Genomic DNA, 23964 nt, shown 5'->3' with positions numbered 1-23964 from the left:
GAGAGGTTCTGATGCCGGCCGACTACGACAAGCTATTTCGGCCAGCCGACGCTACTGAGCCCGCAGACGACGAGACCTATCAGCCGGACTTCGACGCGACTGCTTCGTATCCGCCGCCACCCGCACCGACCAGCTCCTCCGAGCCCAACGGCGAGGCTCCAGCTCCAGCCGCAATCGACTGGTCGCAGCAATTCCCTCAGGCCACGCCCCCTCCAGTTTCGCTAGAGCCCCCATCGGCTCCCCCAGAGCCGCCTCTGCCTCCAATGCCGATCGGCGGACCGCCACCCGCCCCACCCGAACCACCGCCGGCCCCACCCGAACCACCGCCCGCACCACCCGAACCACCGCCGGCCCCACCCGAACCGGCTGCATCGCCGATGCCGGTCAGCGGGCCCGCGCGGACAGGGCCCAGACCACCCGCGCCCCCAATGCCGATCGGCGGACCCCCACCGGCTCCAGCCGAACCACCCGCGCCCCCAACGCCGATCGCCGAACCCCCACCCGAACCACCGCCGATCCCGCCCTCACCGGCTCCGGCCAAACCACCCGCGCCCCCAATGCCCATCGGCGGACCCCCACCGCCGCCGCCGCGGATTCGGCCCTCGCCGCCGTCGGCGTCGCTGCCTACCGCCGGACCACCGCCGGCGGCGCCCAAACCACCGCCGCCCCCAATGCCGGCCAGCGGAATGCCTCAGACTCCGCAGGCCCCATCCGAGCCCCCCCCGCGGCGGGTACGGATCGGCGCACCCCAGCAATCCGCGCCGCCCGAACCGCCGTCACGACCTCCGGCTCAACATTCGCCACGCGCGCGCCGTGGTCACCGCTATCGCCCCGAGCCCGAACCCGGCGAGGTCACGCCAGCTACCCGTCCGTCCATCCCGCTGCGCCCACGCACAGCAGAACCCGGGCTGGCGCCGCCCAACGCCGGGCCGGAACGGTCGTTCGCGACACCGCCACGACGCGCTGCGCCCATCGCGCCCGCGCCTGTCGTCGCCCCGGCTCCCGGGCAGTCACCGCCCCATCGTAAAGGCCATCGCCGCGCCAAGCGGCGAGCCGACAGGCCCACCGTCGCACAACCCGAAACCAAGAAGCCCGCCAGATTGGTGCCGCGGCAGGGTTGGCGACGTTGGGTCCACACGTTGACTCGTATCAACTTTGGCCTGTCGCGCGACGAGAAATACCTGCTCGATCTGCGCACCCGGATCAGCCGAAAGCCGCGCGGGTCGTATCAGATCGGGATATTGGGTCTGAAAGGCGGCGCCGGCAAGACGACCACGACCGTTACCTTGGGCAACACGTTGGCTCAGGTGCGGGGCGACCGGATCCTGGTGCTCGATGCGGATCCGGGCGCTGGAAATCTCGCCGACCGTGCGGGCCGCTCCTCGCCGTCATCCATCGCGGATCTGCTCGCCGACGATTACCTGTCGCACTACAACGACGTCCGCGCACACACCAGCGTGAATGAGAACAGTCTCGAGATACTCCCCGCAGCGGAGTACACCGCTGCACAGCGCGGGCTCAGCGGGGCGGACTTGCGTTTCGCGGTCGACACCGTGTCGAAGTTCTACAACATCGTCTTGGCCGACTGCGGGGCCGGCCTGTTCGACCCGGTGACGCTCAGCGTTCTCGAAACGGCGTCCGCCATAGTGATCGTGACCAACGTGTCGGTCGACAGCGCCCGGCAAGCTGAGATCGCGCTGGACTGGCTGCGTAATAACGGCTATCAGGACCTGTTGAGCCGTGCCTGCGTCGTGATCAACCATGTCGCACTGGGAGAAACCAACGTCGCAGAGCAACAGTTGGTGCGCCAGTTCTCACGGCAGGTTCAACCCGGCCGGGTGGTGCTGCTCCCCTGGGACAAGCACATCGCGGCCGGCACCCAAATTCAGCTCGACCTACTGAACCCTGTCTACAAGCGCCGGGTTCTCGAGTTGGCCGCGGCGCTATCCGACGATTTTGAAAGGGCTGGACGCCGTTGAGCGCACCTACTGTTGCTACCGGCTCGACCGCGGCGGGGGTTACTCCCCCCCGACCCGCGACCACTCGGGTGACGATCCTTACCGGCAAGCGGATGACCGACGTGGTGCTGCCAGCGGCGGCGCCGATATCGGCCTATATCGACGAGACCGTCGCGGTGCTGGCCGACCTGCTGGACGACACCCCGGCGGATATCTTGGCCGGCTTCGATTTTTCCGCCCAGGGCGTGTGGACATTCGCCCGGCCCGGAGCGCCGCCCCTGAGGCTCGACCAGTCACTCGATGACGCCGGCGTTGTCGACGGATCGTTGCTGACCCTGGTATCGGCGAGCCGGACGGAGCGCTATCGCCCGCTGGTTGAGGACGTCATTGACGCGATCGCGGTTCTCGACGAATCGCCGGAGTTCGACCGGGCGGCGCTGAATCGCTTCATCGGTGTGGCGATCCCGGTCTTGATACTGCCGATCACCGCGATCGCAATGCGGGCGTGGTGGGCGACCGGGCGCAGCCCGTTCTGGCCACTGGCGATAGGCCTCGTCGGAATCGCGGTGCTGATCGCCAGCTTCGTGGCAAAGCGGTTCTACCAGAATGCGCACATTTCAGAATGCCTGCTGCTGACCGCATACCCCCTCATCGCCGCCGCCGCGGCGATCGCCGTCCCGCTGCCGCGCGGGTTCACCTCGTTGGGGGCGCCGCATCTCGCCGGCGCGGCAACGGCTGTGTTGTTCTTGACCCTGATGGCGCGCGGCGGCCCTCGTCAGCGTCATGAGTTGGCATCGTTTGTCGTCATCACAACGATCGCGCTCATAGCCGCCGCGGTTGCCTATGGCTACGACTACCAGCACTGGGTGCCGGCCGGGGCGATCGCATTTGGTCTGTTCATCGTGACGAATGCGGCCAAACTGACCGTCGCCGTGGCACGAATCGCCCTGCCGCCAATTCCCGTCCCGGGCGAGACCGTGGACAACGAGGAACTGCTCGATCCCGTCGCGGCCGACCAGACCACCAGCGACGAAACGCCGACCTGGCAAGCCATTATTGCCTCGGTACCGGCCTCGGCCGCGCGGCTCACCGAACGCAGCAGACTCGCCAAGCAGCTGCTGATCGGGTACGTGACGGCCGGCACGCTGATTCTGGCGGCCGGCGCCACCGCGGTGTTGGTGCACGGACACTTCTTCGTGCACAGCCTGGTGGTCGCGGGTCTAATCGCGGTGATCTGCGGGTTCCGCTCGCGGCTCTATGCGGAACGTTGGTGCGCGTGGGCGTTGCTGGCAGCGGCCGTCGTCATTCCGACGGGTCTAACCGCCAGGCTCAGCCTTTGGTACCCGAACTATGCGTGGCTGATGGTGACCATTTATCTCTCGGGAGCCGTGGTCGCTCTGGTGCTGGTCGGGGCGATGGCCCAGGTGCGTCGTGTTTCACCGGTGATGAAGCGGCTTCTGGAAATCACCGACGGCGCTATGGTCGCATCAATCATTCCGCTGTTGCTCTGGATTACCGGCGTCTACGACATGGTCCGGAATATCCGATTCTGAGCCGCGGGGCGCGCATTCGCGCGCCAATGCAGTTCATCGGCCGTCGGCAAAATTGCCGCAATTCGGCTCTGGTACATCCGGTAAAATTTGCTCGATGGGTAACGTTCAGAAGGGATTCTGCGATGGCTGAGCCGCTGGCCGTCGATCCCGCCCGGCTGATTGCTGCGGGAAGCAAACTCGCCGAGCTCGTCCTTCCGACGGCTCCACCGCCGATCGCAGCGACTGGATCGGATTCGGTGTCGGCGGCGATTAACGAGACGATGCCCGGCATCGAATCATTGGTATCCGACGGGTTGCCTGGCGTCACAGCCGCCCTCAAGCGGACGGCAACCGCTATGTCCACCGCGGCTGACATTTACACCAAAGCCGACCAGTCGCTGGGCGAAAGTTTGCGGCAATACGAATTCGTTTCCGATGGCCAAGCGGTGGCGGCCGGTGGTACGGAAGGCGTGACCGGTGCGGCCGCACAACTGCTCGGTGCGCCCGCGGGTGCGGCGTCACAGATCGGGCAGGCGGTGAGCGCGCAGGCCGATGCGCTGGCGCCCCGAGTCGTTGCTACAGTGCCGCAGGTTGTGCAGCTTGCCCCGCAAGCCACCCAGATGGCGCAGCAGGCGTCTCCGATCGCGCAGACCATCAGTCAGAGTGCGCAGCAGGGTGCCTCGTCGGCCTCGCAGGGCGGCGTCGCAGCCCCGGCACAGCTCGCCAGTGACGCCAAGCCCGCCGGGCAGGCGCAGCTGGTCGACGAAACGAAGAAGGACGACACGGAAGGCGACGAGCAGGCCGAGGGCGCGACACGTGACGAGGCCGCAGCCGGCGAAGCGACGTTGGTCAGCGCTCCCATTCAGGGCGCAACCCGTGGCGACCTGTCGGCAAGTTCGCGCGCAACGCCGATCTAAGAGCGCACTCGGTCAGGTGTTGCAGCGATCACTTGAGGCTAAGCCGGCGGGGCATCGTGAGATTCACACTCGCGCAATGGGCTCGGGCCTCAGGACGCCCCGGCGAGGGCGCTCTCGAGGAGCCCGACGACGTATTGCCAGTACAGCCAGTCCGCGACGGCCGGGCGCTGGGCTTCCGCCTCGGTCGCGGCGTACGCCTGGTGCAGTGCGAGTTCGCGGGAGTGGGCCGCAAACGCGTGAAACGCCCGCAGGTGTGCGACCTCGCGACCGGTAGCCGTGCTGGTCATCGGCTTCATCAGCTCGAACCACAGCATGTGCCGCTCGTCGTCCGGTGGGTTTTCACCAGCAGGTGCCGGCGGCAAAAGGTCGGTCAACCGCAGGTCGTCGGTTTCTGCGAGTTGGGCCGCGGCCGCGGGATTCACCACCTCCAGCCGGGAGCGGCCGGTCATCTGGCCGCTCTCCGGGATGTCGTCCGGTTCCAACACGATCTTGGCCGCGCCAGGATCGGAATTGGCCAACTGCTCCGCGGTGCCGATCACCGCCCGCAGTTTCAGGTCGTGGTAGGCCGCCCAGCCCTGCACCGCCAGGATCGGGTAGGTGGCTGTGCGCGCTTTCTCGTCGGCCGGGATCGCGTGATCGGCACTGGCCATGTACACCTTGGTGGGTAGCTGGACCTGGTCGGGGATGTATGCCAGCCCATAACTGTTGGCCACGACGATCTCGCCGTCGGTGGTCACCGCGGTGATCCAGAAGAACCCGTAGTCGCCCTCGCCGCCGCTGTCGGGCGCGTTCAGCGCGGCGGCGATCCGCCGCGCCAGCCGCAGCGGGTCGTCCTTGCCGCGGCGAGCGCGGGAGGCCGCGGCGACGGCGTCGCGCGCAGCCCGTGCCGCCGAAACCGGGACCGACAGCAACACCGTCACGTCGTCCGCCGCCGCGGGTTTCTCGCGCCTGTCGTCGTGCTCGGGCGGCGGTGCCGGGCGGGCCGGAGGCGCGGTACGCGCCGCCGCCGCCCGGGGGGTCGCCGTTCCCGGTGCCCCGCCGGACGCACCCAACGGCGCGCGGCCAACCCCAGCACGCGACCCCGCCGCTGACGCGGCGGCCGCACCCGCGCTCGGACTCGCGGCCGTCGCCCGCGCGGCCGCCGGTATGCCACCACCGGCGGCGGCGGGCGCCATCGCCGATGATGAGTCGTCCGGTTGTGACGGCCCCGACGGGCCGGCGGGTTGAACGCTGGGCGCAGCGGGGGCATCCGTCGCCGCCGCCGGCTTCACATGCGCCGGCTCGGTCCCCGGGGTACTCGGCGTCGACGGCGTCCCCGTGTCCCCGGGCGTCGACGGCTGGTCGGGCGCAGGGGGCCCCACCGGGGTCGGCTGCGGGGCCGGCTGCGGGGCCGGCGCGGGCGTTGGCGTGGCGGGGGTCGGCGGAGGCGGGGATGGCGCCGGGGTCGGCGCAGGCGTCGGGTTGACCGGTGTCACCGGCGTGATCGGCTTTTCCGGGGTCGGCGTGATCGGGGTAACCGGGTGGCCCGGGGTGACCGGTTTCCCCGGGGTTGGGGTGATCGGAGTGACCGGGTTCGCCGGCGTAACGGGCGTTACCGGCGCCACCGGATGACCCGGCGTAATCGGCGTCGGGCGCACCGGCGTGACCGGAGTGGGTCCGACGGGAGTCACCGGCTTGTCGGGTCTTGGGGTGACCGGTGGGATCGGGGTGACCGGGGTTGGCTCGAAGGGCTTCGGCGCCGGGAAGTCTGGGCGCGGCCTGCCGGGGGTCGGAACAACCAGATGCGGGATGTCCGGGGTTGGCGGTGTCACCTGGTGCAGCAGATCCTGGAGCGCGTTTTTCGGCGGCTTCCAATTCTTGGATGCCAAGACTTGTTCGGCGGTTTCGGCGACGAGGCTGGTGTTGGCCTCATGGGCGGCGCGGACCAACGCATTAATCGCGGCGGTTCGTGCTTCGGCGTCCAGCTCGGGGTCGTTTTCCAGAATGCTTATTTCCCGTTGAGCGCTGTCTACGTTGTTGCCGATATCGGACTTTGCTTGCACGATCAAACCGGCGATATGCCGGTGCCAGGTAATGACGGTGGCGAGGTAATCCTGCAAGGTGCTCATTTGATTGAGGTTTGCGCCCAGGGCACCGTTGGCGGCGTTGGCGGCACCGCCGGACCAGACGCCGCCGTCGAAGACTTCAACCTGCTGGTGCCGGCAGGCGTCCATCACGTCGGTGACCTGCCGCAGGACCCGGTTGTACTCCTGTGCCCGATCGTAGAAGGTGTCCTCGTTGGCTTCCGGCCAACCGCCCGGCTCGAGCATCTGCCCGGCGTACTCCCCCGTCGGTCTACCGATGCCCATCGCTACTCCCCTCCCGCCAACAGCGGGGCCACATCAACTCCACCGGCCGGGTTGTTACCCGCGGTGCATCGTTGGATCGCCGCGCTGCATGCCGCACGGCCGGGGCCGTCGCTCAGGGTGTCGCTTCGCTGGCGCTGGCCCGGGTGCCGCGTCGGCGGCTGAAAGATACCGGACGTCATGGTTAACAAGCCTAACCGAGGCTAAGACCTGCTAGATGCGGCAATTTCGCGGCCACGATGCTCGCGCTCAGTGCAGCACAGCGCTGTGCACGCACCCCTGTCAGAAGGGTCCTGCACAGCGGTGAAGCGGCGATCGGCTACGACAGCCCGTGGGGGTTGGCCGCCTTGGACATGGCGGCCAGTGCCGCCGCTAGCTGCTGGCTCGCGGCGTCGTTGTATGCGCTCGCCGCGGCCTGCGCGTTTTGAAGGGCCTCGTTGACCCGCGCGCCGACCGCCTCCGCGCCCAGCGCTTTTATCAAACCGTCGTCGATGCGCACACCCGTGAGCCATTGGTGTCCGTTGATCGTGACTTCGACGGTCTCGGCTGCATCGGTGCCACGGAAGGACCCGGTGTTCATCTGGTTCAGCGTCCCGTCCAGGGCCGACTGAAACCGTGCCGCCAGCGCCAACGCCTGTGCGACCTGCGGGGGCATTTCCTCCATGCTTACTTCGACTCCTTGCTGTCCTGGCGGCGGCGGTTACCGATGACGGCCTCGGTCCACGCCCTGTCCTCGGTGTAGAGCGCCTCGTCGTCCTGCTGTGCGCCCTTGGATTTGGAGCCGCCCTGGCCCTGGCCGTGGGCGCCCATCGGCATACCCATGCCGCCAGCGCCCATTCCGCCGCCCGCGCCGGCCCGCCCCTGGCCCGCGCCGGCGATGTCACCCGCGGCGGCGGGTCGCACGGATTCGCCGTCGATGCCCGTCGCGGGCGCCAACGGCATGGACGGCGCCCCGCCGCCTCCGCCGCCACCGCCCAGCGACGCCGCTTTGACCGACAGGTCGCCCGGCAAACTCGCCGCCGCCTCCCGGCCGGCCGAAGTCAGCTCGGCCGCGGTATCGGGCGTCAAGCCGCCACCACCCGCCCCGGCGGTCGGGGCCATGGGGGCCATCGGGGTCATGCCGGACGGGGTTCCGCCGGAACCGTCCGAAGGCGGCATCAGGAACCCGGGTATCAAACCCTGTTCTTGCTGAGGCGGCGGCGGATCGATCTTGATCGCCGGGGGAGGCTTCGGCGGATTCACCGGTTCGAGGTCTGCCTTGGTGTTGTACTCGCTCAACACCTGCTCCGACTTCGACTGGTACTCCGCGTATAGCTTGATGGCTTGGTCTTTGTAGGCCGGGTCTTTCGACAATTCCTCCAGCTTGGTGATATCCGCTAACGACGGATGCGACCGCCTAGCCCACACTTGCAACTGTGCGATGTATTGGGCCTGCTTAGCCATCGCGGCGCTCAGTTTCGCCATGTGGACCACCCACTCCTTTTGCTGGTCCAACGAGGCCTCACACGCTGTAGCCGCGTCGCCTTCCCACTTCTCAAAAACCCGGAACCGCTTGAGGTCCCCCTGCAGTGCCAGGTTGAAGCTGTTCCACCCATCCGCAAAGTTGGCCAACGACGCGCCCTGGTCCCCTGATTCGAGTTTCGTTGCTGCCGCTTTGAGGGAAGTGAAGTCCGGGTCACCCGCTGCCGCCACTTTCGGGGTGTCCTGCAGCCCCGCCGAGCTATCCCCTCCCGCGCCACCGGCCGATTCGGCCTCCACGGTCCCGCCGTCGCTGTTCAGGGCTGTCGCCGATTGTTCGTCGACGTCGCCGTACGCTTTGGCCGCGTTGCGCAGCGACGTCGCCAGACGCGACCGCTCCCGCGCGCCCGCCTGCAGGTAGAGCCGCATGTTGTCGGCGGACACCGTGAGTTGTTGGGCCGCGTTCTCAGCCGCCGTCAGCGCGCAAGGAGCCGCGGGAACATCGGTTGGCGCGACGGCCATTGGGGCCTCCACTTCGTTGGCCCTGTTCAAAATTTCTTGCTGATCCACCGTCACGGTCTGCGGCTGACTCATTCGGATCACCTTCCTTAGTGCTACAGCCATTATCGTCGCTGAATTGCGTGGTTCCTGCACCAAAAAATTCCAGGCCTGCCCTGCACGCCCGAGTCGTGGACGTCCGCGCTACTTCGGCAAGGCCATCTGGTAGCGACTTTCCTCCGGTGGGGAAATTCGCCGGATCGGCAACTGGCGATGTCGCGGGGTTCCGATGACGTTATGGCGCAGCATCACCCGGTCGACGCCGGCGTGCGGACCCAGGTAGGTCGTCGCGTTCGGCCACGCAACCTTGGCCACCGGCCCGATGTGCGCGCCGATCAACCTGGCGAATTCCTCGAATTGCGGTCCGACGGTGACGATGCCGCCCGCGGCCGCCGCGCGGACCGCGAATTGCGTGAATGTCTGTGCGTCCCCGAGGGCGATGCTGGCGTCTACGTCGTCGAACGGCATATAGACCGGGCACCGGTTGACCGTCTCACCGACCAGCACGCCCGCGGAGCCGATCGGCAGTTGGCAATGGCGATTGGCGACGAGGTTCTGGCCCTGCAACGCGGGCCGCTGTCCACCGAACAGCCGGGAGAAGCCCCGTGGCGTCTTGGGCTTGCCTGCGGTCGTCAGCAGCACCGTGGTCTGCGGCGGCATATCCGGTGCTATTCGGACCCTGGTGATGGTGTGGTCGGCCCGCGCCGACCACCACAAGTCCGGGCCACCGGGGGCTGTGTAGGCGGCGGTATAGGCGTCGCGGCCCTTGATCATCGACCACCGCTCGCGCTCAAATCCGATGTCGGTGGCGTGGTCGAAATCGTCGAAGCTGCGCCCGCACACGGCGTCAACCCCATTGCTGGCCAGGTTGTCGGCGATGCGCGTCGCCGAGGCCACCAGATACCGGGCCAATCCGGCGACGCCTTCATCGCGCCGCTGCGCCGACTTGCAGGTGCGTTCCGGGTCGGCGCGCAGCATGATCCAGGTCCGTCGGTTCGCGGGGGCCGGGTCGGCACCGATCACCCGCTGATACAGGCTCACCACCTCGGGCGCCGCCGTCTTGCCGACCCGGTAGCCGGCCGACACCACCTCGGCCTCCAAGTCCGGACAGTGCACCGATAGCAGCTCCTGCAACAGCCGGGTGTCAAGCACGTCGTCGGTATGGGCTTGCCCGTCGACGATGACCGTCGGCGTGAACGGGCGGGGCTTGAGTTCGATGACCGCAATCAGGTGCTCGCGTTGCCAGCGCACCGCCACGTGGTCTCCCGGCTTCACGGTGGCGCCGACGACGGGCTCCGAAGGAGCCTGCGGCGGCTTGCGGTGCCGCCGCAGCCACGCGTAGACCGTCGCCACCCAGCCGGTTGCCCGTCGACCGTAAAAGGTGACGAAGGCCACGATGGCTCCCGCCGCCGCCAGGGCGATGCCTGCCCACCAGTAGCTGGTGGGCAAGAACACCAGGATGCATGCCGGCGCCAACACCGCGATGATCACCGTGTGCCCGGTGCTGAACCGCAGCCGCAGTGGATTCCTCATCGGCGTCTCAAGGCTCGCGCGGCCAGCGCGCCCAGTCCCAGGGCCAGCACCAGGCCCACCACCGCCAATGCCACGACCGTGATCGGGCGATGATCGGGTCCGGGCGCTATCACCGGGGGTGGAATGCGCCGGACGCTGAACGGTGCCGAGCCCGGGCCGGGCGGAATGTCCCACGTCAGTGCGGCGACGGCATCGATGACGCCCGCGCCGACAAGGTTGTCGACCCCGCCTCCCGGGTGCCGCGCGGTCGCGGTGATCCGGTTCATGATCTGCACCGGTGTCAGGTCCGGAAACTTCTGTCGCAGCAGCGCCGCCAGACCCGAAACGTACGCGGCGGCAAACGAGGTGCCGGCGATCGGGACCGGCCCCTCCCTGCCTTGCAACGCGTTCACCGGGTCGCCGCGATCACCCAGGGCGACGATGTTCTCCGCCGGTGCCGCCACCCCCACCCACGGTCCGTGCATCGAGAATGAACTCGGCGCCCCCGTCGGGCCGATGCCCCCTACCGTCAGCACCAACGGCGCGTACCACGCCGGGGTGACAACCGTCTGCACCTTGTTCCAGCCCCGCGGGTCGTCGGGCCGCGACGCGTCCGGCAGCGGATTCTGCGCGCAGTCGCCACCGGTGTTGCCGGCCGCGACGATGACCACCGCGCCCTTGGCGTTGACCGCGTAGTTGATCGCCCCACCCAGCGTGGACTCGTCGATCGGTTTGCTCACCTTGTAACAGGCCGCCTCGCTAATGTTGATCACGCCCGCGCCGAGATTGGCGGCATGCACCACCGCGCGGGCCAGGCTGCGGATGGACCCGGCAGCCGGTGTGGAGTTGGGGTCGTTGGGGTTGGGTTGCGAGCCAACCGGTTCGAAGGCCTCCGAGGTTTGGCGCAGAGAAACCAGCCGCGCATCCGGCGCGACGCCGACGAACCCGTCGGTGGGCGCGGGCCGGCCGGCGATGATCGATGCGGTGAGTGTCCCGTGGGCATCGCAGTCGGACAACCCGTTGCCGGCCTGATCGACGAAATCGCCGCCCGCCTCCGCCGGCACCCGCGGCGAGGCGTTGACACCGGTGTCGATCACGGCCACCGTCACCCCGGCCCCGGTCGCAAACTTGTGGGCCTCGGCGACCCCGATGTACGTGTTACTCCACGGCGGATCGTGAAAGCTGGAATCGGGCAACGTGGTGGGCGCCGAACACAGGACACGCTGTTCGGTGGGCTGGTCGGGCCCCGTCACGTCGGGCGGGACCGCGCCCGGGTCGATCGAGGGTGGGGCGATCGCCAGGGCGGGCGCCGCGGTGAGCAATGCCAGCGCCACCGTCATCAGCAAGATCCGGTGCACCGCCGAACCTCTCCATTCTTTAGCCGCGCCGCTGCCCTGCCGTCGGGCCTGCGTGCATCTTAGACTTAGACTTAGACTTTACCGGCGCGTGACCGACGCCTTTTCTCTCGACGGCTGACCGGCGTCGTCTACTCTGTGTCGCAATCGACTCCCGCCGACTCCTGTTCGTCACGACATTGGGCCACAGCCAAGCGGATTCGCCGCTGTGCAGGCGCAAAACGTGCGTTCCATCACCTTTACCAAACGATGGCGGCCATGTCGCGGTTGTCCGAACACACGCTGCGCACCGCGCCCTGGATGTCGGCGGCGGTGATGATCTGCAGATCCTGAACCGACACCGGCTGGCCCGCGCGTTTTTGCGCGACCACCCGACTGTCCCGGAAGCCCTCGGCACGTTCGATGACATTGCGGGCGAACCGGCCATTCTGCATCGCGTCGATACCGTGCTGCCCGCTGGGAGTGGTGTAGTTGCGAATGGTGGTGGCGGCGTCCAGAAATGTCTCTCGCGCGGCGTCGTCAAGCAGGCTGGCCCGTGGAGTGGCGTAGCGGTGGGCAATTTCCACGATCTCAGCGGGCGAGTAGGACTCGAACCGAAGTTTTCGGTTGAACCTGCCGGCCAAACCCGGGTTTACCGCGAGGAATTCGTCAACTTGGTCCTCATAGCCGGCCCCGATGAAGCAGAAGTCGAATCGGTGCGCTTCCAACTGAACCAGAAGTTGGTTGACCGCCTCCATGCCGATCATGTCCGGCGTCCCGTCCTGATGGCGTTCGACCAGGGTGTAGAACTCGTCCATGAAAATGATTCGCCCAAGCGACTTTTCGATCAGCTGGTTCGTCTTGGGACCCGATTCGCCGATGTAGTGGCCGCAGAAGTCCGACCGGCGGACCTCCCGAATTTCGGGGTGACGCACGATCCCCATGCCGGCGTAGATCTTGCCCAGCGCTTCGGCGGTGGTCGTCTTACCCGTGCCCGGCGGCCCTACCAGCAGCATGTGATTGGTCTGTCCCTCCACCGGTAGGCCGTGCTCAAGGCGCATCATGCGGACTTCAAGCTGGTCTTCGAGCGCGGCTACCGCTTGCTTGACCGCGGCCAGGCCCACCTGTTTGGTCAGCAGCTCGCGGCCTTCGGCCAGCAGCTCCGCTCGCCGGCCTGCCGCGTCGTCGTCATCGAGTTGGTCGCGGCTTTTTGCCGTCGCGGCGTCCCAACGGTCGGTGCGGCTCGCGATGGCCTGTTCGTCGGTCACCACCAGGTGCAGGTTGGGGTCGGCCAGGGCCGCTTTGGCGGCGTCGGTCAGCACGCCGTTGATCGTTGCCTTCGAGAGCCAGATCTGGGCCTTGTCCTCCTCGTGCAGCTGGCGATGCACCATCCCCCGCACATACGCCAGATCGGCTGCCAGCAGCGGAATGTCGGCCGGACCGATGGAGGCGGTCAGCACGTTGGCGTCGAACCGGGCCGATGACGTGTTGTGCCCAATCACGTCGACCCGGTCCAGCCAGTCCAGGGCCACCCGCCCCTGCCCGAGATGCGCGGCGGCGTGGGCGGCCAGCGCACAAATCGACGCCGTTACCGCCGACATGACGATCGCCTGCGCGGGCAGGTCCTCGGCGGCCGTCAACAACACGTCCGGCCAACGCTGCGTGGCGTACATCAGAAACGCCCGGGCCAGCTGATGCCACTGGTGGTTGCCCCACGAATCCAGCAGCAGCTCACGGTTCGCCAACAGCGCGTCGGCCGCGGCGTACTCCCCGGCCATGGTCAGCGCCGACGACAGCGCCAGCCCCACCTGAGATGCGTCGGTGACCGTCATCCCGATGTATGGGCCCAGCTGGATGTCAGCGGCCAGCGTCCGGCCGATCCGCGTGGTCTCACGGTGCAGCCATTCGCTGTGGGCGTGAAGCTGTTTCAGCGATGCCAGGTCGTTGTCGCCGCAGGCTATTCGCCCCAGCCACGCGTCAGCCATCGAGGGGTCGGCGTCGGTGGCGGCCACGAATTCGGGCAACGCCGCCGCGTGGCCCTGCCGGCTCTTGATCGCCATGGCCCGATCGAAATGCCGACGCGCAGCGAGCAAATCACCCATCGTGTCCACCATCCTCGTGGCTGCTATATGGCGCTGGACATCGTGACGGGCTCAACGCTGACGTAGCGGTTCTCCGCGCGGAACAGGTCCATCTCCACCAGCCAATGTTGTCCTGCCGCACTCACATTCAGCATTGCGCGGTCAACCTGCTCGATAGTCACCTCGTACCCGTGCCGAAGGCCCTCGGGCAGCGTCGTGCCCGAGGGGGCGATGGTGATCACGGTGGCCGGCCGCGGTGTCGGAGAGATCGCGATATCGAGAACGCCGCCCTCGTCGCCACCCTTCTTGCGCGGCGCTGCGTACTCCACGACGCTGACGGTGGTGCGGGGCGTGGGTCGGGACGTGTTGACGACGCTGACTTCCGGCATTCGTACGCTGGCCCAGCGGGTCTGGTCGCGGGTGTGCACACAGACGCGCTCGCCGGCACCGGCGGTGCGGATCACGATCCGTTTGGCGATCGGGTCGTCGGCGGCGACGAAGACCCGCGACAGTTCACCGGCATCGGTGAGCGGGATCATCAGCCGGTCCCCGTTGCTCAGCTTGCCTATCAGCACTCCCGAGGTCCCGATCTCGGTGATGAGCTGCGCCGGCAGCGGACCGCGCCGCAGTCCGCGCAGGTGTGGCCGCGGGCCGCACATGTTGGCCGCCGACGCGGCGGCTTGCTCACCGTTGAGCCGCCGCAAGAGCACACTGGGCGGGGTAGGCGCCGGCGTCGGGGTGCGCACGGTTACGGTAGCGGTGCAGGTCGCGTCCGGATAGATGGTGACGTTCTGGATGACCTCGTCGGCGCGCAGCGTCCATGCCTGCGAGAGAACCCGCGACGTGATCGCCTCGACCGGGTAGGCATAGGTCGTCATCCACCCGGCTTCGCCGCGGATGGCCTTCCACCGCTGCGCACGCCCGGCCACCGCATCCGATCCCAGCCGGCGATCGAGCTCGGCCAGGTCGGTGGCGGTGGCCACCTTGGCCCGCAACCCTTGGCAGCGCAGCGAGCCCGCGATGCGTTGGGCGACCGAAATAGCGGCTGTCCCAACGGTCGTGCGCCACCGTAACGCTTGGCTGTTGTCGATCACCCGCAGCCGCATGATCAGCCACGTTTCGCGTCGCCCCGCATATGGCGGGGTGCCGATCTCCGCGTCATACACCCGTGGATAGTCACCAACGGTGCCGTGCCGAGAGCCGAATGTGACGGCGCTGATCGAGTCGAGTCGCAGGCCCAGCGGGTGGTGCAGCATCGGCACCAGTTCGACGATGTCGATGACGTTGTCGGTCTCGACGGTCACCGAGCCCGTCACCGTGGTCGCCTGGTGCCCTCGACCGAGCAGTTGCACCGCGACCACCGCGGTCCCGTCTTGCACGCGGACACCCCCGCCGGATCGGTTGCTGGCCACGGTAATCGGGGCATCCCAGCTTATTGGCCGCCTGCCACGCAGGCCCAGCACCGCCCACGACCACGCCGGCTGACCCCACCACCGGACGAACACCAGGGCGATGCCAACCGCCACAGCGATCCCCGCGCCGACGTAGCCGCCCAGTGCCCAGCCGCCCAACGTGAGCACGAACGTCGCCCACACCCCGGCCACGCGCCACTTGCCGACCGGGCTGAACCCGGTCAGCTTCGGGGTCATCGCGCCCTCCGCAGCCACGCCGCGATCATCGCCACCAGCACACCGGCCGCCACCGCGCCGACGAATCCGATGGCGATGTTGCGCGCCCGGTGATCCGGCGGCACCGGGGGCGGCGCGGGTGTGATCAGCCGGCTCTGTGAACCCGGGGCCACCCGCTCGCCAGCGGGGATGTTGAACGTCAGCGCTGCGACCGGGTCGACCAGCCCATACCCCACCTTGTTGTCCACCCCCGCGGGCGGATTGTGCGCCGACTGCACGATCCGATTGATCACCTGGTGGGCGCTGAGATCGGGAAACTTCGCCCGCACCAGCGCCGCGACACCGCTGACGTAAGCCGCCGAGAAGCTGGTGCCCCAAAACGGCATGTTCTTCTCGCCCGGCCTCGTCGGCGGGTAGGCGTTGACCGGTCCGCCGCCTTGGGGCGAGAGACCCATAATGTGGGTGCCCGGCGCGGCAACGGCGACCCAGGGACCGGACATGCTCTTGTCGAGCGCGGCGCCACCGGCATCGACAGCACCGACCGACAGGACGTAATCGGCGAACCAGGACGGTGAGGATACCGTCTTGACTTGATGCCAGTCGCGTGGATCCGACGGGTCCAGTGGGTCAAACGTCGGGTTGTTATCGCAACCTGCTTCCCCGTCGTTTCCGGCCGCGGCCACGATCACCGCGTCCTTGACGGTGGCCGCATACCACAGCGCCGCACCCAGCGCCCGCTGATCGGCGGGGGCCACTGCCGGCAGGCATGAGGTCACCGAAATGTTGATCACCTTCGCCCCCATGTTTGCCGCATGTACCACTGCGCGGGCCACCGTGTTGAGGGTGCCGGCTTTGACCCGCTCGTCGGAGTTGGGATCGCCCGGCGGCGGGTTGACCGCCTCGAAGGCCCGTGAGGACTGGCGGATCGAGATGACGATCGCGTGCGGGGCAACCCCGACCACCCCGTCCGGGGCGCCCGGCGCGGGCGGCGGCACCGCGGGCTCGTCCTCGGTTTGCGGATCCGGCGGCCCGTTGGAGGGCGCCATGCCGCCTCCGTCCTCGGGTGGTGGTGGGGGTGGCGGCGCAATGGTTTGCGTGATCGTCACCGGGGTCGGCGGCGGTGGCGGGAGTATCGGGGGTGGAACCTCCACCGGCGGCGCGGGCGCAGCGGTGACCGGTGGCGGCCCGGCCGGCGGCGGGAACGCCGGGGTGGCCGGCATTGGCCGTGGCATCGGCAAGATCCCCTGCGGCACAGCGCCAATGATGGAACTCACCACCGTGCCATGCGCGTCACAATCCGACAGGCCGTCTTCGCCCATGATGTAGTCGCCGCCCGACACCACCGGCAATCGCGGGTTGGGAGTGACGCCCGTGTCGATAACCGCCACGGGCACACCGTTGCCGGTGCTGTATTGCCAGGCCTTGCTGATGTTGAGCAGGTTGAAGCCCGGCGCCAGCTGCGCCACGTCCGGGTTTTTCACGGTGATCGGCGTGGAGCAGCTGTTCGCGCGGCGCATCGGCTGGTCAGGTCGCGGCGGCCCGTCGGGCGGCACCATTCCCGGATCCACGGACGGCGGTGGGATGGCTTGTGCGGCAGGCATATTGGTTGACAAGGCGACCAGCGCGGCGGCTGCGCCCGCCGCCGCGGCGCGCAACCAGGGTCGTGTTAGTGGCGCAGCCATGAGAACAGCCCCCCGAGGGCCGCGGCCGCCGGCAGCAATACGATCATGGCCAGCACTTCAAGCCATTCCACGGTCAACCGGACAAGCGGCCGAAACCGCATCGCAGGCACCAGAAGCGCTGCGGCCAAACCCAATGCGGCGAAAACCACCACCGCCAGCGCGGGCCATAGCAGCCCGGCCTGGGCATCCCGTGGCGCGGCAACGGCATACCTGACAACCCCCGCGCACACCGCGGCGGAGGCCCCGCACACCAGCGCCACCGCCTGGTACTTCGCGGCGAATCCGCGGCCCTGGGTGATGAAGATACCCACGACCAGCCCGGCTACCACGAGCGCCAACCAAGCCCACGGACGTCCCGGCGTCAGCACCCCCCACACGGCCGCGGGTAGCACGGCCGACACTCCGACGCACATGCCGACCTGTACCGCGTTGACCAGTCGCGCCGACGCGGCGATCGCGGCGCCACGCGCGGAGATGTCGGTTAGTTCGTTGTCCTCGTCTTCGGTGTCGGCTTCGCTGACCGGCGACACGGTGTCGACGGGCATCCCCTCACGGCGGGCGAACAGGTCGCGTCCCGTGATCGATCCGAAGTGCGGGGGGCGTACCCGTGCCACCCAGAGCGCGATCGTCGGGGCCATCCTGACCAGGACAACTAGCGCGACCAGCACGCAGATCGCCAGCACCTGCGCCGAAGCGGGCCGAAACATCCGGATCACGGCCACCACGGCAAGAATCCCGCACACCGTCACCACCGCGGTCACCACCGCGGTCTGCCACCACTTCTTCGTCGCCACGCCGATCGCGATGGCGCCCAGAATTGTCACCACGAGCCCGATCAGCGCATGCGCCGCGCCGAGCGCTCCCGGCGGCGCGCAGGCGCCGGCAACGGCCAACGACACCACCGCCAGCCACCCGAACCCACTGAACAGGTCGCGCCGCTCCCGCCAACCCCACCACACCACCAGCGCGCCGATGACCAGGAGCACACCGATCCCGCCGGCCATCGCAGCCGGGATTAGGGCGTCGGTGAGTGCGCGGGTCCGCAACGCCAGAGCGACCACCACGCCGACCGCCATGGCGATGATCGCGACGGCGGTGTGGGCGGCGGTCAGCGGAGTTACCGGAGCAAACACCCGATCCCCGCCGTCGCGGCCCAGCCACTTGCCCATGGCCGCCAAGCCCGTCGACAGCGACTCGTACTGCGGCTCGAACGACTCGCCGGCAACCCGGGGCACCAGCACTAGCGTGTCGCCGTCTTGAACTCCAAGCTCGTCGAGGCTCTTGTTGATGTCCAGCCGCACACCATTGATCTTGTGCAACTCGTAGCTGCCCGCCGGCAACGCAACACCGTCGAAGCCTTTGCGTTTCAGGTCGGCGTCGAACAGCTCGACCATTCCCTCGAAGAATCCCTCCACCGGAATTCCCGCGGGGAACACCTGGGAGCACAGATGCTTGTCGTAGCAAATGTTGACCGCACAGCGCGCCGGGAAAGCAACCTTATGCGGCGATGTCACGGCGCAGCCCGCTCGGTGTCCGGAACGTATTTGTCGGCGAGTCCCGCGGTGATTTCGAAAAGCCGTAACCGCGAACCTTTCTTTAGCTCGTGGACCGTGTCGATGATCCCGCCTTTCGCCAGGTGCGGATCGAACGGCATTACTTCCACGATGGCGCCCACCTTGGTGAATCGCTCAGTCAAGTACGCCAGCGCATCCTTGTCGGTGATGCCGTCGGTGTGGTTGATGATCACGGTGCTACGCGAGACCAGCTCGTGATAGCCCTGCGACCTGAGGTAGTCCACCGCGCGCAGCACCGGCCGGGACTTGTCCGCGGTGATGCCCGAGACAAACACCAGGGTGTCGGTGCTCTGCAGCACCGGCTTCATCACATCGTGCTCGAGGTCAGGGGAGGTGTCGACGATGATGACGGTGTGGGTTCGCCGCAGCCGGGACAACACGCCGGAGAACATCGCCGGCACCAGCGGCCTGGGCTGGTCCGATGTGCGATTTCCGGCCAGCACGTCAAGTCCCACCGTGTTTTGCCCGAGGTGTTCCCGAATGTCCGCGTAACCTTGGACGTCGGTGTCGTTGATGATGGCGGTGTAGTCCCCCGGCGGCGATTCGTCGATGCGGTCGGCCAGAGTGCCGAAGCCCGGCACCGCGTCGATCGCGATCACGTTATCCGGCCGGCATTCGCGGAACACACCGCCGATACAGGCGGCCATTGTCGTCACCCCGACGCCGCCCTTACCCGAAACGACGGTGACAACATATTGCCGACGGATATGGCGGCGGATACGGCCCTGTAAATCACGATAGTGTCGCTCACGGGGCGATTCGCCCGGGTTAATTTTGTGAAATGACGCGACGTAGACGAATTTGCGCCAACCTGCGCCCGGGGGAATCTTTCGGGGTGCCGCCAGATCGGTAATCCGCATGGTGTCGGATACCGAATCCCGAAAGTGGCGCCGCCCCGCAGGATCCCCCTGTCCGAGCGCACCTTCGTCCGACATATTCGGGTCATTCCAAGGGCTCATCACGACGGCGATGCTAACACGATTAGCGATTGCACGTTTACCTCGCTCGGCGGCCCTTCACCTGCGTTAATTAGCGTGCTATTCCAAGGCATTGTTATTTAGACCACACGCCGGTAGGAGTACCACTGTTCGCCGGCCGGCAGGCGACGGACAAGCCGCTGCACCGCCCCACCGATGTCGCTGCGCGATCCCGGCGAGAGGACCTGGTAGCGGCGCTGCCCCGACGCCACGCTTTCCACGCAGATACGGCCGGCGGGGCTGTCGACGATGGCTACCGTTGAATCGCCGACGACCATGCGCGCCGTTTTCTCCGGCCCGATGCCGGTCTGCAGCGCCACGATGGCCGCGTGCGCGGAGCGCGTGGGATCGGCCGCCATGGTTACCATTTGAAGCTGGTCGATGTCTAGACGCTGGCTGAGCAGAAACGCTCGCAGACCGGCGGGGTCGCGTGCCGATTGAAGCAGCTCGTCGGCGTCCACGGTGACCGGCCGCAGCGGCGCCGCCTCGGCGACGCCGCACAACCGCTCGATCTGACCCACGACGAGCTCACCGGCGTCGGTCTCGTCGTGGGCAATGCCGGCCGGGTAGAGCCGCACACGGTCGCCGTGGCGTTCCAACACCACCCACCAGCTGGCGAATCGGCAAATGGCCGCGCGCGTCGGCTCGCTGCCCGGCAACCCGATAGTTATGAGCAATCCCAGGTCACGCCGCAACAGGACGGTGAGCCATTCGCGGATCATCGGGTCGGCGTCGCCGGCCTCATCCAGCGCACCCGCGGCCATCAGGTCGGCGGCCACCGGGTGGCGCAGTGCCCGCTCGGCGGTGTCCAGCCGCGGCAACAAGGGCCGCAACCCCAGCTCGGGGCAGGTCTGTTCGACCCCGGTTACCGCCTGCAACACCCACAGGCCGTCAACGGTCGTTGTCAGCATGCCGCTTTTACCTCAATCGGCGAGCACCACGCAGAAGGTGGGGCATACGCGCGGACCGCGCATGTGCCCCACCTTCACTCGTGCCCCGCTCCCAGCCTGGCCGGATTCAGAACAGGCCGGCGATGGCCTGGTCGGTGCCGATCGCGTTGTCCAGCACGTGGCCGGTCGTGGTCCCGTGCTGACCCACCGTCTCGATCAGCCCCTGCAGCCCCGACAGCATCTGCGCCTGGGCGTCGAAAAACCCTTGCGCGCCGTGGCCCGCGAAAAATTCTTGCAACGCATTTGTTTTGCTCGCGGTGTCCTCGTAAATCGCGTGGAGCTGGCCGGCGCGCGAGCCCACATCCGAGGCGAAGTCGGACACGGCTCCCGGGTTATAGGTGATTTGGTCTCCCATTGAAATTTCCTTTCCGAAGCGGAATATGAGGTGCGGGTTGGGTCAGGATCCGTGGCCGGCGCCGAACAGTGCCTGGAACGCGGTCTGCGAGTCCGCCTCGTGCCCTTCCATCAGGGCCGCGGCCTGCACGAGGCCCTCGGCCAGGCGCGTGCCCCCGGTCAGGACCTTGTTCAATTCGTTGGTGATCTCGGTGGCGGTCATGTGCGAGGCAACCACGCCGGCGCCAGCCCAGGTGGCCGGGTTCATCACGTTTTCCTGATTGGCCAGGTAACCCTTGGCAATCCCCATGGCGTGCTCCATATTCGCCTGGATGTCGTGGGCGGTACTGCGCAGCATCTGCGGTGTTACCTGGATTGTGTTGTCTGCCATGGGGACTTTCTCCTTACTGCCGTTAGCCGATTCCCCCTTGAATATCGGGGCATGACGCGAAGTGTATGGGTGCTATGCGGACCTGTCGATTCACCCTGTGCCGACGCCGGGCCTACCGCCGGTCGTCGACGACGCGCACGGTCGTGGGTTGCTCGGATTTGCCGTGGGATCCGCGGTGACCCCCCACCGCATGGCCCACCGGCATGCCGCCGACGGGGGCCCCGCCGATCGATGTCGTCGGCGCGCGCAGAGCCTCCGCGCCCAGTGCGCCGCTGGGCCGCAAGCCGACCGGCCGGCCGCTGGTGCCGGACTCAAAGGCGCTGACCGGACGGGTGAAACTGGTCGCCGGCACGCCCGCACCGCCCAGGGAGGCGCCCCCGCCGCCGGCGCCCACCGACGCCTCGGCCGCCGCGGCCGAGATCCCACCGCTCGCCGATGCCGCCGAGGCCCCCGGTGCCGCCGCACCCATGCCCAGTGCGCCCGGGTTGGCGAACATGCCCATCATCGATTGCAGGGGCTGCATGGCGCTCATCGGCGCCTGCATCAATCCGGACGGAGCCTGCAGCGCCTGCGGGACCGCTCCCATCATCGATTGCACCGGCTGCATGAACGTGCCGATCTGATTCCCGACGTTTTCACCGGCCGACGTCGACTGGCCGGCGCCGGTTGTCCCCGCCTGCACCCCCTGGTAGGCGGATCGCATTCCGTCCCCGGCGGCGGTTTCCGCGGCAGCCTGGCCGATCGCCGAGGCGGCCTGTGCGGGAGCCGCCGGTGATGCGCCCATGGTCGCTACCGGCGGTGGAATGGCCAGGCTTTCCGAGAGCGCGGCAAGGATCCCCCCGTAAGTGGCGCCCACGGCGGAGTTGTTCGGCCACATCACCCCGAAGTACTCGACGTCCAGCGAGACGATGCGCGGGGTCAATGTCCACAACACACTGGGATTGGCGATGTTGTCGGCCGTCCACTCGTCGCGGTTCTCCATGCACTCGGGAGCGGGGCGCATGGCGGCGTTGGCGGTCTCAAACGCGGCGATCGCGGCCGATACCACCGCCGGCTTGACGTCGACCCAGCCGACCAGCCCGTGCAGCGAGGCGTTGAGCATGGTGACGTTGAGCGCGGAGGCCGCCGACCCGACACCCAACCAGCTCGCCGCGGTGGCGGCGGTGTTGATCGCCGACGCGATGCCTGAGGCGTGGTGGGTCGCGCCCAACGTGGTCCATGCCGTTTGGTTGGCCACGTGCGTGGCCACTCCGGTGCCGGCCTTGAGCAGCAGATCGTTGGCCTCAGGCGTACGCGCAGCCCATCCTGGATCGGGCACGCGTGGTTAACCTAGCGCCGATGCCGCCGCGCGGGCCGCCTCGGTGGCCACGTACACGCCCGACGCCAGGCCCTGCGTCCCGGCGAACAAACCGCGCTGGGCGGCGTGCTCGGCGACCACCCCCAGGTAGCTGCCGCCACAGGCATTCAGCGCCGCGGAGAACATCGCGGAGTCGGGGTCGCCGCCCATCGGCGTCGTTCCCAGCAGCGCCGGCGCCGCTGCCGAGGCGGCGGCCTCGGTTTCCGCGCTGATCGCCGACTCCGTGGCGGCCGACGCCAAAACCGCCTCTGGCTGCACAGACCAAACCATGTTCGAGCCCCTCCGGTTGCGTGTGCGATGCAAGGTGTTGGTCGGTCAGTGTAGTGGGAGTGGGCCGATCGTGTATTCACAAGTCGGCTGTAGCCGGCGTTGCCGCAGCCCAAAGGTGCCCGATTGGAGGCCGGTCACGCAGAGGCGCAGCGCCGCTTCGACGGGCAGCGGGCCCGCTCCCGGCTACAGTATCCCGGCCGAGCGAGCCCAGTTCGCGAGGAACGGTCCGGCGAAATACGCCGCGATAGCAAGGGGGAGTCCCACCCATACCCACGCGGCACGCCATCGGAAGACCGCCACGAGGACCGCGGGCCCAAATGCCGCAACCACCATGGATGCGAGCGCGACGAGCGGGAGCGTTGCCGCCCAATGCTGGCTTTCTTTGGTGCAAATGTCGCGGACGTCATCGCCGTGGCAATCGTCACTAAGCATCGTTGCCGCGATCAGCCACATCCAGGAGGCGAATGCGGCGATCGCAACGAGGACACCAGTGGATGCAACATAGGCTGCGAAATGGAATCCGCGCCGATCTCTGACCGCGGGATTAGGTGCTGGATGCATCAGCTCACAAAGGTGGGTCTTCACGACAACTATTTCTTATCTTGCGGCAGCCGGCAGCCGGTATAGCCGGAGACGACGAGGTTGCCGCGGTAGCCGATCTTGATGAAGATCCCGGTGGGGCCGGAAAACCACACGTCATGGTCGCCGGGCTGGTTTTTGATGACCTGCACGTCCGTGGCGTCGAGCTTGGCGGCGGCCTCTTTGGCTGCCTCGACAATCTTGGCCCAGTCGCTCTCGGAGACCGGCACACGAACAGCCACTTCGTCGGGCAGAAAATATCGCTTACCGTCAGTTTGCTCATATGGTTGTTGGCAGTTGCCTGTTGATCCCTCGTGCGGCGTCTCCCAGACAATCGACGGAATGAGTTTGCTCGCGGCCGCGGTGATTTCGTCCATGGCGGCTTGCACCTGAACCTTGGTGTCTTCGAACGACGGCAGCGCCCTGAGTTCTTCGAGGGCCTTTGCCGCCTCGCCGGGTGGGGTGGGTGGGTAGGGCTCGTACACGTGGCATCCTGTCGCGGCTAGTGCGGTAACGGTGACGGCGGCG

The 23964-nt window shown here is 67.7% G+C and carries 19 protein-coding genes and 1 pseudogene; 3 read left to right on the top strand and 17 right to left on the bottom strand.

Annotated features, from left to right (window positions below):
- Window positions 1-11: 11 nt before the first annotated feature.
- The 3 genes from G6N24_RS21380 to G6N24_RS21370 all read left to right on the top strand — a co-directional run bounded on the left by G6N24_RS21380 (window position 12) and on the right by G6N24_RS21370 (window position 4407).
- Window positions 12-1979 carry a MinD/ParA family ATP-binding protein gene (locus G6N24_RS21380; protein ID WP_163745594.1) on the top strand — a complete coding sequence of 656 codons (1968 nt, stop codon included), beginning with the start codon at window positions 12-14 and terminating at the stop codon, window positions 1977-1979.
- Window positions 1976-3511 (top strand): type VII secretion integral membrane protein EccD, encoded by a 1536-nt coding sequence (gene eccD, locus G6N24_RS21375; RefSeq protein WP_085162668.1) that lies wholly within the window; start codon window positions 1976-1978, stop codon window positions 3509-3511. The genes G6N24_RS21380 and eccD (G6N24_RS21375) overlap by 4 nt, the downstream gene beginning before the upstream one ends.
- 122 nt (window positions 3512-3633) lie before the next feature.
- Window positions 3634-4407, top strand: a complete 774-nt coding sequence (locus tag G6N24_RS21370) for a hypothetical protein (RefSeq protein WP_085162667.1) — start codon at window positions 3634-3636, stop codon at window positions 4405-4407.
- Between the two features lie 89 nt (window positions 4408-4496).
- Here G6N24_RS21370 and G6N24_RS21365 read toward each other — a convergent pair whose 3' ends face one another.
- The 17 genes and pseudogenes from G6N24_RS21365 to G6N24_RS21280 form a co-directional block, all read right to left on the bottom strand.
- A complete protein-coding gene (locus G6N24_RS21365; protein WP_085162666.1) occupies window positions 4497-6755 on the bottom strand; it encodes a secretion protein EspK in 2259 nt (752 codons plus the stop codon).
- A gap of 316 nt (window positions 6756-7071) precedes the next feature.
- Window positions 7072-7416, bottom strand: a complete 345-nt coding sequence (locus G6N24_RS21355; protein ID WP_085162665.1) for a YbaB/EbfC family nucleoid-associated protein — start codon at window positions 7414-7416, stop codon at window positions 7072-7074.
- A 2-nt stretch (window positions 7417-7418) separates the two neighbouring features.
- Window positions 7419-8804 (bottom strand): EspB family ESX-1 secretion system-associated protein, encoded by a 1386-nt coding sequence (espB, locus tag G6N24_RS21350; RefSeq protein ID WP_085162664.1) that lies wholly within the window; start codon window positions 8802-8804, stop codon window positions 7419-7421.
- A gap of 108 nt (window positions 8805-8912) precedes the next feature.
- Window positions 8913-10301: a type VII secretion protein EccE gene (gene eccE, locus G6N24_RS21345; protein WP_085162663.1), complete on the bottom strand. Its 1389-nt coding sequence runs from the start codon at window positions 10299-10301 to the stop codon at window positions 8913-8915.
- On the bottom strand, window positions 10298-11638 hold the full coding sequence (mycP, locus tag G6N24_RS21340) for a type VII secretion-associated serine protease mycosin (RefSeq protein WP_085162662.1): 1341 nt from the start codon (window positions 11636-11638) through the stop codon (window positions 10298-10300). Before mycP (G6N24_RS21340) ends, eccE (G6N24_RS21345) begins: the two co-directional genes overlap by 4 nt.
- Window positions 11639-11874: 236 nt before the next feature.
- Window positions 11875-13728 carry a type VII secretion AAA-ATPase EccA gene (gene eccA, locus G6N24_RS21335; protein WP_139822605.1) on the bottom strand — a complete coding sequence of 618 codons (1854 nt, stop codon included), beginning with the start codon at window positions 13726-13728 and terminating at the stop codon, window positions 11875-11877.
- 11 nt (window positions 13729-13739) lie between these two features.
- Window positions 13740-15344, bottom strand: a complete 1605-nt coding sequence (gene eccE / locus G6N24_RS21330) for a type VII secretion protein EccE (protein ID WP_085162732.1) — start codon at window positions 15342-15344, stop codon at window positions 13740-13742.
- The gene (gene mycP, locus G6N24_RS21325) at window positions 15341-17005 is read right to left on the bottom strand and encodes a type VII secretion-associated serine protease mycosin (protein WP_085162661.1); all 1665 of its coding nucleotides are present in this window, start codon (window positions 17003-17005) and stop codon (window positions 15341-15343) included. Before mycP (G6N24_RS21325) ends, eccE (G6N24_RS21330) begins: the two co-directional genes overlap by 4 nt.
- Window positions 16990-18519 (bottom strand): type VII secretion integral membrane protein EccD, encoded by a 1530-nt coding sequence (gene eccD, locus G6N24_RS21320; RefSeq protein ID WP_085162660.1) that lies wholly within the window; start codon window positions 18517-18519, stop codon window positions 16990-16992. Before eccD (G6N24_RS21320) ends, mycP (G6N24_RS21325) begins: the two co-directional genes overlap by 16 nt.
- On the bottom strand, window positions 18516-19541 hold the full coding sequence (locus tag G6N24_RS21315; protein ID WP_139822604.1) for a MinD/ParA family ATP-binding protein: 1026 nt from the start codon (window positions 19539-19541) through the stop codon (window positions 18516-18518). The genes eccD (G6N24_RS21320) and G6N24_RS21315 overlap by 4 nt, the downstream gene beginning before the upstream one ends.
- A 95-nt stretch (window positions 19542-19636) precedes the next feature.
- A complete protein-coding gene (locus G6N24_RS21310; protein ID WP_085162659.1) occupies window positions 19637-20467 on the bottom strand; it encodes an ESX secretion-associated protein EspG in 831 nt (276 codons plus the stop codon).
- A gap of 106 nt (window positions 20468-20573) precedes the next feature.
- A complete protein-coding gene (locus G6N24_RS21305; RefSeq protein WP_085162658.1) occupies window positions 20574-20861 on the bottom strand; it encodes a WXG100 family type VII secretion target in 288 nt (95 codons plus the stop codon).
- A gap of 42 nt (window positions 20862-20903) precedes the next feature.
- A complete protein-coding gene (locus G6N24_RS21300; protein ID WP_085162657.1) occupies window positions 20904-21230 on the bottom strand; it encodes a WXG100 family type VII secretion target in 327 nt (108 codons plus the stop codon).
- Window positions 21231-21342: 112 nt separating this feature from the next.
- On the bottom strand, window positions 21343-22548 hold the full coding sequence (locus tag G6N24_RS21295) for a PPE family protein (protein ID WP_085162656.1): 1206 nt from the start codon (window positions 22546-22548) through the stop codon (window positions 21343-21345).
- A gap of 78 nt (window positions 22549-22626) precedes the next feature.
- Window positions 22627-22857, bottom strand: a pseudogene (locus G6N24_RS21290) (PE domain-containing protein); the annotation flags it as partial.
- A 183-nt stretch (window positions 22858-23040) separates the two neighbouring features.
- Window positions 23041-23442, bottom strand: a complete 402-nt coding sequence (locus G6N24_RS25115; protein WP_232070630.1) for a hypothetical protein — start codon at window positions 23440-23442, stop codon at window positions 23041-23043.
- 5 nt (window positions 23443-23447) lie between these two features.
- On the bottom strand, window positions 23448-23921 hold the full coding sequence (locus G6N24_RS21280; protein ID WP_163745592.1) for an LppA family lipoprotein: 474 nt from the start codon (window positions 23919-23921) through the stop codon (window positions 23448-23450).
- Window positions 23922-23964 lie beyond the last annotated feature (43 nt).

Source organism: Mycobacterium lacus (assembly GCF_010731535.1).
Lineage (GTDB): Bacteria > Actinomycetota > Actinomycetes > Mycobacteriales > Mycobacteriaceae > Mycobacterium > Mycobacterium lacus.
Note: the sequence above shows the minus strand (reverse complement) of the source record. Positions and strands in the feature narration are given on the sequence as shown.